At 73.1% G+C, this 9,109-nt stretch carries 8 protein-coding genes; all 8 read left to right on the top strand.

Features of this window, described 5'->3' with window-relative positions:
* The first annotated feature begins 5 nt into the window (after window positions 1–5).
* The 8 genes from ABZV91_RS08665 to ABZV91_RS08700 are packed head-to-tail and all read left to right on the top strand — an operon-like array spanning window position 6 to window position 9,036.
* A complete protein-coding gene (locus tag ABZV91_RS08665; protein WP_355237548.1) occupies window positions 6–1,628 on the top strand; it encodes a carbamoyltransferase C-terminal domain-containing protein in 1,623 nt (540 codons plus the stop codon).
* Complete coding sequence (locus ABZV91_RS08670) at window positions 1,625–3,118, top strand: HAD-IIIA family hydrolase (protein ID WP_355237551.1); 1,494 nt, start codon at window positions 1,625–1,627, stop codon at window positions 3,116–3,118. Before ABZV91_RS08665 ends, ABZV91_RS08670 begins: the two co-directional genes overlap by 4 nt.
* Window positions 3,115–4,158, top strand: coding sequence for a glycosyltransferase family 9 protein (locus ABZV91_RS08675; RefSeq protein WP_355237553.1), 1,044 nt, complete (start codon window positions 3,115–3,117; stop codon window positions 4,156–4,158). The genes ABZV91_RS08670 and ABZV91_RS08675 overlap by 4 nt, the downstream gene beginning before the upstream one ends.
* The gene (locus ABZV91_RS08680; RefSeq protein ID WP_355237556.1) at window positions 4,155–4,718 is read left to right on the top strand and encodes an SIS domain-containing protein; all 564 of its coding nucleotides are present in this window, start codon (window positions 4,155–4,157) and stop codon (window positions 4,716–4,718) included. The genes ABZV91_RS08675 and ABZV91_RS08680 overlap by 4 nt, the downstream gene beginning before the upstream one ends.
* On the top strand, window positions 4,715–6,088 hold the full coding sequence (locus tag ABZV91_RS08685) for a PfkB family carbohydrate kinase (protein WP_355237559.1): 1,374 nt from the start codon (window positions 4,715–4,717) through the stop codon (window positions 6,086–6,088). Before ABZV91_RS08680 ends, ABZV91_RS08685 begins: the two co-directional genes overlap by 4 nt.
* 20 nt (window positions 6,089–6,108) lie before the next feature.
* Window positions 6,109–6,798 (top strand): SDR family oxidoreductase, encoded by a 690-nt coding sequence (locus tag ABZV91_RS08690; protein WP_355237562.1) that lies wholly within the window; start codon window positions 6,109–6,111, stop codon window positions 6,796–6,798.
* A complete protein-coding gene (locus ABZV91_RS08695) occupies window positions 6,789–7,739 on the top strand; it encodes a glycosyltransferase family 9 protein (RefSeq protein ID WP_355237565.1) in 951 nt (316 codons plus the stop codon). The genes ABZV91_RS08690 and ABZV91_RS08695 overlap by 10 nt, the downstream gene beginning before the upstream one ends.
* On the top strand, window positions 7,732–9,036 hold the full coding sequence (locus tag ABZV91_RS08700; RefSeq protein ID WP_355237568.1) for a UDP-glucose/GDP-mannose dehydrogenase family protein: 1,305 nt from the start codon (window positions 7,732–7,734) through the stop codon (window positions 9,034–9,036). The genes ABZV91_RS08695 and ABZV91_RS08700 overlap by 8 nt, the downstream gene beginning before the upstream one ends.
* The last annotated feature ends 73 nt before the right edge of the window (window positions 9,037–9,109 follow it).

Here is a 9,109-nt window from a genome sequence, read left to right on the forward strand (position 1 = left end):
GCCCGGTGCGTATTCTCGGTGTCAACGCGATATTCCACGACCCCGCGGCCGCGCTCGTCGTGGACGGCGAGATCGTCGCCGCCGCGGAGGAGGAACGGTTCACCCGGCGCAAGCACGGCAAACGGCCGGTGCCGTTCGCGGCCTGGGAGATGCCGGAGCAGGCCGCGGCCTGGTGTCTCGAGCGCGCGGGTCTACGGCCCGATCAGCTCGACGCGGTGGGCTACTCCTACGACCCCGCGCTGGTGGACCATTCGCTCGGCGGTCTCGACCCGTCGAGCGAGGAGCTCCGTACCGACTACGCGCGGCGGGCGCCGGCCTTCCTGCGTGCCGCGCTCCCCGGCCTCGACCCCTCGATCGTGCGCTTCGTCCGGCACCATATCGCCCATGCCGCCTCCGCGGCGCTGGCGGCCCCGTTCGGCGATACCGCGGTCCTGGTAGCCGACGGACGCGGTGAGAGCAGTTCCTATCTCGCCGGGGAATACCGGGACGGCAAATTCGTCGAACACGCCGCCCAGCGGCTGCCGCATTCACTCGGCCTGATGTACGAGGACCTCACCGAACACCTGGGTTTCGCCCGCTCGAGCGACGAGTACAAGGTGATGGCGCTGGCCTCCTACGGCACGCCGCGCTTCCTCGACGAATTCCGGGAACTCGTGTACACCACCGGCGACGGCGGATTCCGGACCGAACCGGTGGACTGGGCGCGGTACGCCCCGGCGGTGACCGGCGGACGGCTCGGCCCTGACCACGCCGATCTCACCGCCAGTGCGCAGCGGCGACTCGAGGAGGTGCTGCTGGAGCTGACCGGGTGGCTGCACGATCAGACCGGGCAGCAGGATCTCACCCTGGCCGGCGGTATCGCCCTCAACTGCGTCGCCAACACCCGCCTGCACGCCGAAGGGCCGTTCGAACGGATCTGGGTCCAGCCGGCCTCGGGTGACGCGGGCACCGCACTGGGGGCCGCACTGCAACTGGCAGCCGAGTTCGGGGAGCGGGCCGGGCCGATGCGCCGCGCCGACCTGGGGCGCGAGTGGACCGACGCGGAACTGGAATCCGTCCTGCGGACGGCGAACCTCCGGTACACCAGGCCGGCGGATGTGGCGGCCGAGGTCGCGGCGGCGCTCGCGGCCGATCAGGTGGTCGCCTGGTTCCAGGGACGGGCCGAATACGGTCCGCGGGCCCTCGGGTACCGGTCGCTGCTCGCGCATCCCGGCCGGGCGGCGAACCTGGAACGCCTCAACGATGTGAAGGGCCGGGAACAGTTCCGGCCGGTGGCGCCGATGGTGCGGGCGGACCGGGCGGCCGAGATCTTCGGCCGCGGACCGCTACCCAGCCCGTACATGCTTTTCGTGCACGATGTGGCGCCGGACTGGCAGGACCGGATCCCGGCGGTGACCCATGTGGACGGCACCGCGCGAGTCCAGACCGTCGACCCGGCGGACGACCCCCTGACGGCCCGTATGCTCACCGAATTCGACCGCCGCACCGGCGTGCCGGTGGTCGTCAACACCAGTCTGAACACCGCGGGCCGTCCGATGGTCGATTCCCCGCGCGACGCGCTGGAATGTTTCGGTTCCGCCCCGATCGATGTGCTGGCCATCGGTCCGTTCCTGGTGCGTCGCCGGTGAACCGCCTCGACTACAGCATCGTCGTGCCGACCACGGGCCGGGACAGTCTCCGGCTGCTGCTGGCAGCCCTGGAGACCGCGACCGGGCCGCGACCCCGGGAGATCGTGGTGGTGGACGACCGGCGCGAGGGCGACGAACTCGCACTGCCTCGCGGCGGCGCACCGGTCCGGGTCGTCCGGTCGGGCGGGCGTGGACCGGCGGCCGCGCGCAACGCCGGGTGGCGGCACGCCACGGGGTCCTGGATCGCTTTCCTCGACGACGATGTCCTGGTCGCTCCCGATTGGCCGGACCGCCTGGCCGCGGACCTGCTCGGGCTGTCCCCGGACACCGCCGCGTGTACCGCCCGTATCGAGGTCCCGCTGCCGGCACACCGTCGTCCGACCGACGACGAACGCGGCACCGCGGGGCTGGCCACCGCCCGGTGGATCACCGCGGATATGGCCTATCGGCGGTCCGCGCTGCTCGCGGTGGACGGTTTCGACGAACGATTTCCCCGGGCCTACCGCGAGGATGCCGATCTCGCGCTACGGGTCTGTCTCGCCGGTTACGCCATCGCGTCCGGGCAGCGGGTCACCGTTCACCCGGTTCGCGTCTCCGGTCCGCTGGCCAGCGTGCGGGCCCAACGCGGCAACGCCGACAACGCCCTGATGCGGCGCAAATACGGCGCGCACTGGCGGCGGCGCGTCGGCGAACGGCGCGGTCTGCTACCCCGGCACGCGCTCACCACGGCGACGGGCGCGGCGGCCCTGGCATTCGGCGTGACCGGCCGACCCCGAGCGGCGACGGCCTGTGCCGCGGCATGGGCCGCGCTCACCGGCGAGTTCGCGCTCCGGCGCATCCTGCCCGGCCCGCGCACTCCGCGCGAGATCGCGCGGATGGTGGTCACCAGCGCACTCATCCCCCCGGCCGCGTGCTGGCATCGGGCGCGCGGCGAACTGCGTCATCGCCGCGCGACCCATCCCGCCCCGCACGCTCTGCTGTTCGATCGCGACGACACCCTGATCGTGGATATCCCCTACCTCGCCGACCCCGCCGGGGTGCGGCCGGTGCCGGGCGCCGCCGACGCCCTGCGTCTGGTCCGGGCGGCCGGAATCCAGCTGGGTGTGGTCAGCAATCAGTCCGGTGTCGCGCGCGGACTGATCAGTCCGGGCCAGCTGGCCGCGGTCAACGACCGGGTCGAGGAATTGCTCGGGCCGTTCGGCACCTGGCAGGTCTGTGTACACGGCGAAGACGACGGTTGTGTCTGCCGCAAACCCGCGCCGGGTATGGTGCGGCGCGCCGCGGCCGAACTCGGGGTCGATATCGACCGCTGTGTACTGATCGGCGATACCGGCGCCGATGTGGCCGCCGCGCTGTCGGCCGGGGCCCGGGCCGTCCTCGTACCCACAGCGCGGACCCGCCCCGAGGAGGTACGGCACGCGCGGGCCGCGGCGATGGTCGCGCCGGATCTCACCGAAGCGGTCCGGATGGCGATGGCGGGGCCGCTGTGACGGGCCGGGTCCTGGTGGCGCGGATGGACAACGTCGGCGATGTCCTGCTGGCGGGGCCGTGTATTCGCGCGGTCGCGGCACACGCCGAATCGGTGACGCTGCTGGCCGGCCCACGCGGGCGCGCGGGCGCCGACCTGCTGCCCGGTGTCGACCGCGTGCTGACCTGGTGCGCGCCCTGGATCGATCCAGAACCCCCGGCGGTGACCGCGACCGGCATCGACGCCTTCGTCGCGGAACTGCGCGGCCTGCGATTCGATCGCGCCTTGATCCTCACCTCGTTCCACCAATCGCCGCTACCGCTCGCGCTGGTACTGCGGATGGCCGGGGTCCGCTGGATCGGCGCGATCTCCGAGGACTACCCGGGTTCACTGCTGGATCTGCGGCACCGCGTCAGCGGCGACCCGCCCGAGGCCGAACGCGCGCTCTCGCTGGCCGCCGCGGCCGGGTTCCGGCTCCCGCCGGGTGACGACGGCCGCTTGGCGGTGCGCGGTCCGCTACCGGACGTCGGCCACCTCACCGGCGACCCCGGATATGTCGTCGTGCATCCCGCCGCGTCGGTCCCGGCTCGCCAGTTGTCCACGGCGCGGTCGGCGGCGGTCGTCGCCGCGCTCGCCGACGCCGGGTACCGCGTGCTCGTCACCGGCGCCGCCGCCGATCGCCCGTGCACCGGCCGCGTGGCCGGCGATCGCGCTCGTGATCTCGGCGGCACGACCACCCTGCCGGAACTGGCCGCGGTACTGCGCGACGCGAGTGTCGTGGTGGCGCCCAATACCGGACCGGCCCATCTGGCCGCGGCCGTGGGAACCCCGGTCGTCTCCCTGTTCGCGCCGGTGGTCCCCGCGGCCCGGTGGGCGCCCTACGGCGTGCCGGTGGCGATCCTCGGCGACCAGGAGGCACCGTGCCGGGACAGCAGAGCGCGGGAATGTCCGATCCCCGGACATCCGTGCCTCGAGTCGGTTTCCCCGGACGACGTCGTCCTGGCGGTGAAAGAACTCAGCGCAGGCGGGTGCGCCGGTCTGCAGACAGGAGGTGTGTCGTGATGGAGGAGCATTTCGCGGCTCTGTGCCGGGCACTGCAACGCGCTGACGCGCACGCGCCGGAAATCCATCGGTGGGGGCGCGAACTTGCCACGGTGTTCCGCCACGACGGCCGGCTGCTCGCCTGCGGTAACGGGGGCAGCGCGGCCGAGGCCCAGCATCTGACCGGAGAACTGGTCGGCCGTTTCCACCACGAGCGGCGCCCGCTGTCGGCGATCGCGCTGCACGCCGACACCTCCGCGGGGACCGCCATCGTGAACGACTACGGGGGGCACGAACTGTTCGCCCGGCAGGTCCGCGCCCACGGCCGGACCGGCGACGTACTCGTCCTGCTGTCCACCAGCGGCACCAGCCAGAACGTGGTGGCGGCCGCGAAAGCCGCACACGATATCGGGGTCACCACCTGGGCCATGACGGGACCCGCGCCCAATCCGCTGGCCGCCCTGAGTGATCGGGCGATCGCGGTGGAGGCACCGAGCACCGCCACCGTGCAGGAAGTGCATCTCGCGCTGGTGCACACGCTGTGCGCGGCGCTCGACGAAGCGCTGGGAATTCCGGCGTGAAACCGCTGATCGTCCTCGGTGACAGCCTGCTCGATGTCGATATCGACGGCGACGCGACCCGGCTGTGCCCCGAGGCACCGGTCCCCGTGGTCGACGTCCGGAGCAGGCGGCTGCGGCCGGGCGGCGCTGGATTGGCCGCGATCCTCGGGGCCCGGTCGGCGGCCGAGGTCGTGCTGGTCACCGCGATGGCGGACGACGAGGGCGGGCGCAGCCTGCGGCGGCTGCTCGACCGGGAGGTCGAGGTGGTACCGATGGTGTTGCGTGGCGAAACGGTACGCAAGACCCGCGTCCGCGCGGGCGGCCAGTCACTGGTCCGGCTGGACACCGGCGACGGCACCGCGGAGGCCGGGCCGCTCGACTCCGCGGTCGTCCGCGCCCTGCGCGCGGCCGGAGCGATCCTGGTCGCCGACTACGGTCGCGGAGTCGCCGCGCATCCCCGGATCCGGCGGCTGCTGAGCGAGCTCGCCCCGACGGTGCCCGTGGTGTGGGATCCGCATCCGCGCGGGCCGGCGCCGGTCCCGGGTGCCGCGCTCGTCTCGCCGAATATGAGCGAGGCGCGGCAGTTCGCGCCCGGGTACGCCGAGCCGGACGAACTGGCGAAGGTGCTCCGCGACGAGTGGACCGCGGATTCCGTCGCCGTCACGCTCGGCTCCGCCGGGGCCGTCCTGGCCAACGGTAAGCGGCTGGCCACGGTGCCGGTGCCCGGCGAGACCCGCCTCGGGGCCGCCACCCACGACACCTGCGGGGCCGGGGATCGCTTCGCCTCGGCCGCGGCGGCGGCCCTGCTGGAGGGCTCGACGGTGGCCGAGGCCGTGGGCCGGGCCGTGGGCGAGGCCGCCGGCTTCGTCGCCGGCGGCGGGGCGGCCGCCCTGTCGTGCGACGACCCACCCGAACCCCTGAGCACCGCTCGCCCCGAGCACGGCGGATCGGCGTTCGAGGTGGCGGCGGCCGTCCGGGCCCGCGGGGGCCGGCTCGTCGCCACGGGCGGCTGTTTCGATCTGCTGCATCCCGGCCATATCAGCCTCCTGCGCCGGGCCCGCGCCATGGGCGACGCGCTGATCGTCTGCCTCAACTCCGACGACTCGGTGCGGCGGTTGAAGGGACCGAGCCGCCCGATCGTGGCCGCGCGCGACCGGGCCCGATTGCTCGGCGAATTGGCCTCGGTCGACGCCGTCACGATCTTCGACGAAGCCTCCCCGGCCGCCCTGCTGGAGCGACTGCGCCCCGATGTCTGGGTCAAGGGCGGTGACTACGCCGAGGCGGATATGCCCGAAGCCGGTGTCGTCCGTGAGCACAGCGGCGAGATAGCGCTGATCCCCACGGTCCGTGGCTATTCGACAACTCAGCTGGTCACCCGGTCCCGCGGCTGACCCGAGAACGAAGGAGTGCGATGCGAAATCCTGGAAACATCCTGATCACCGGCGGCGCCTCCGGTCTGGGCGCCGCGGTCACCGCCGCGGTACTCGAGCGCGGGGGCCGTCCCCTGGTCATCGACCGGGACCAGCCCGAGACGACAGTCGACTTCGTCCGGGCCGACCTGGCCGACACCGCCGCCGCCGACAATGCGGTGCGCGAGCTCCTCGACACCGCGGACGGCCGGATCGACGGTGTCTTCACCGCCGCCGGCACCGACGCCTGCGGACCGCTGGACCAGGTGCCCGCCAAGGATTGGGAACGGGTGATCCAGGTCAACCTGCTCGGCACGGTGGCCGTGGTCCGCGCGACGCTGCCCACGCTGCGGAAACACCGGGGCACGGTGGTCACCTGCGCCTCCACCCTCGGTCTCCGTGCCGCGAGTGACGCCACCGCCTACTGCGCGTCGAAATTCGGCGTCATCGGTTTCACCCGGGCGCTCGCCGCCGAAACCGCCGGGGAAGTGGGGGTGACCCTGCTCGTGCCCGGCGGGATGCACACGGCGTTCTTCGATGGACGCGACGAGAAATACAAACCACCCCCGGACGCGAAATTGAACCGGCCGGCGGATGTCGCGAACACGGTGCTGTTCGCACTGGGCCAGCCGCCCGGATGCGAAGTCCGCGAACTCGTGGTCTGCGCGTCGGAAGAGGGGTCGTGGCCCTGAGCGCCACCACTCTCGTACTCCGCGCGCTCGGCCTGGGCGATCTGCTCACCGCGGTACCCGCGCTCCGGGCGTTGCGCGCCGCCCGTCCGGACGACCGCCTGGTGCTGGCCGCGCCGGAACCACTGCGTGGGCTGGTCGATCTCATCGAGGCGGTGGACGAGTTGCTGCCGACGCCCGGGCTGGGAGCGCTGCCCCGGCCGCCCGAACCGCCGCGGCTGGCGGTCAACCTGCACGGCCGGGGCCCGGAGAGCATCCGCGACCTGGCGGCGACCGGCCCGCACACACTGCTGACCCATCACCATCCGGATTTCCCGGACCGCCCGGGGCCGGCCTGGCGTACCGATCTGCACGAGGTCGACCGCTGGTGCCGGCTGCTGGAGTACGCGGGTATCCGCACCGATCCCACCGCACTGCGGCTGCGTCCGCCGCCGGTGCCCACACCTGTGCCGGACGCGGTCGTGATCCACCCGGGCGCGGCCTATCCGGCCCGGCGCTGGCCGCCCGAACGTTTCGCGCGCGTGGCCCGCGAACTCGCCGCCGACGGCCGCCCCGTGGTGGTCACCGGCTCACCGGGTGAGGTGCCGCTGGCCCGGGCGGTCGCCGGCCGCGCCGGGCTGCCCGGCTCCGCGGTGTACGCGGGCCGTACCGACACGGCCGGGCTGGCCGCGCTGGTCGCCGGCGCGGCGCTGGTCGTCTGCGGCGATACCGGCGTCGGGCATCTCGCGACCGCGTTCGGCACGCCGTCGGTGCTGCTGTTCGGTCCCACCTCGCCGGGCACCTGGGGCCCGCCGCCCACCGCGGCGCGTCATATCGCGCTGTGGGCGGGGCAGCTCGGCGATCCGCACGGAAACCGTCCGGACACCGGGTTGCTCATGGTGCGACCCGAACGCGTACTCGGCGCCGCGGCCGAGGTCATCGGAAAGGGGACCCGTCATGGGTAGTCGTGTGGGTGTGGTCGGTGCCGGATATGTGGGGCTCACCAGCGCCGCCTGCCTGGCCCACCTGGGTCATCACGTGGTGTGCCTGGACAACGACGCGAGCAAGATCGAACAACTTCGTGCGGGCCGGGTCGCGATCGTGGAGCCGGGGTTGCCGGAATTGGTCCGGGCGGGCCTCGACGAGGACCGGCTGTTCTTCACCACCGACCCGGAGTCGCTGGCCGAGGCCGAGGTGGTCCTGCTGTGCCTGCCGACCCCCCGCGGCGACGGCGGAGCGGCCGATCTGGGTGTGCTCGATACCGCGCTCGAGACGCTGTCCACCGTCCTGCGGCCGGACTGCACCCTGGTCACCAAATCCACTGTGCCGGTGGGGACGGCGGCGCGGCTGGCCGACCGCCCCGGCCGGGCCGGAACCGCTGTGGTGAGTAATCCCGAATTCTTGCGGGAGGGCCGTGCGGTACAGGATTTCCTGCGCCCCGACCGCGTGGTCATCGGCGCCGCGGCGCAGGACGCGGAAGCCGCCGACCGGGTCGAAGAACTGTACGCGGGAACGGGCGCCGCGGTCCTGCGCTGCGATACGGCCGGCGCGGAGCTGGCCAAATACGCCAGCAACGCGTTCCTGGCGGTGAAATTGTCGTTCGTGAACACGCTGGCCGAGTTGTGCGAACGCGTCGGCGCCGAGATCACCGAGGTCACCGGCGCGATGGGACTGGACGACCGGATCGGGCCGGATTTCCTCGCACCCGGACCCGGCTGGGGCGGTTCCTGCCTGCCCAAGGACACCCACGCGCTACTGCGCGCCGCGGAATCGGCGGGTGTGGACTTCGCCATCCTGCGCGATGCCGTGCGCGCGAACGACCGGCAGCAGGCCATGGTGCTGCGCAAGGTGCGGCGCGCGGTCACCGGCTCGGTCGACGGTTCGCTGGCCGGGGCCCGCGTCGGCGTGCTCGGTCTCGCGTTCAAAGCCGGGACCGGAGATCTGCGCGACTCCCCCGCGGTCGCGGTGGCACGGCAACTGTGCCGGCACGGCGCCACCGTGACGGCCTTCGACCCGTGTGTTCCCGTCGGCACCGACGGTCTGAGTCCGGTCGCGGTGGTCGCCGACCCTTACCTGGTCGCCGACGGGGCCGCCGCGCTCGTGATCCTCACCGAATGGCCCGAATTCCGCGCCCTCGACTGGTCGCGGCTGAAGGCCGCCGCCGCCCGGGCCGTGGTGGTGGACAGCCGGAATCTGCTGGACCGCGACGCCCTGCACGGCGCCGGTTTCGAGGTGGTGGGTATCGGCACCGGCGCCCGGTGAGCGGTGTCGCCCGGACCTCCGCTCCACGGACGACCGGGCCGGGGCCGCGCGGCCCCGGCCCGGTTGCTGTCCG

This window comes from Nocardia sp. NPDC004568 (assembly GCF_040609955.1).
In the GTDB taxonomy this organism is placed as follows: Bacteria; Actinomycetota; Actinomycetes; order Mycobacteriales; family Mycobacteriaceae; genus Nocardia.